This is a genomic window from Pseudomonas sp. SMV71, assembly GCF_052042015.1.
GTDB lineage: Bacteria > Pseudomonadota > Gammaproteobacteria > Pseudomonadales > Pseudomonadaceae > Aquipseudomonas.
Genome location: NZ_JBKGGU010000057.1, coordinates 1 through 514 on the forward strand (window position 1 = coordinate 1; position 514 = coordinate 514).

At 56.0% G+C, this 514-nt stretch carries 2 tRNA genes and 1 rRNA gene; all 3 read left to right on the forward strand.

The features are described 5' to 3' along the window. Positions 1-256: ribosomal RNA gene (locus ACLEJQ_RS25745) — 16S ribosomal RNA — on the forward strand; the annotation flags it as partial. 65 nt (positions 257-321) lie between these two features. Further along, positions 322-398, forward strand: a tRNA-Ile gene (locus tag ACLEJQ_RS25750). A gap of 26 nt (positions 399-424) precedes the next feature. Then, positions 425-500: transfer RNA gene (locus ACLEJQ_RS25755), tRNA-Ala, on the forward strand. Positions 501-514: the final 14 nt, after the last annotated feature.

Below are 514 nucleotides of genomic sequence, written 5' to 3' on the forward strand. Positions count from 1 at the left end.
AAAACCGATCGTAGTCCGGATCGCAGTCTGCAACTCGACTGCGTGAAGTCGGAATCGCTAGTAATCGCGAATCAGAATGTCGCGGTGAATACGTTCCCGGGCCTTGTACACACCGCCCGTCACACCATGGGAGTGGGTTGCACCAGAAGTAGCTAGTCTAACCTTCGGGAGGACGGTTACCACGGTGTGATTCATGACTGGGGTGAAGTCGTAACAAGGTAGCCGTAGGGGAACCTGCGGCTGGATCACCTCCTTAATCGACGACAGCAGCGGCTCCATGAGCTCCCACACGAATTGCTTGATTCATTGAAGAAGACGATTGGGTCTGTAGCTCAGTTGGTTAGAGCGCACCCCTGATAAGGGTGAGGTCGGCAGTTCGAATCTGCCCAGACCCACCAATTACTGGTGCACCCTGTAGCGATACGGGGCCATAGCTCAGCTGGGAGAGCGCCTGCCTTGCACGCAGGAGGTCAGCGGTTCGATCCCGCTTGGCTCCACCATTACCGATTGGTGA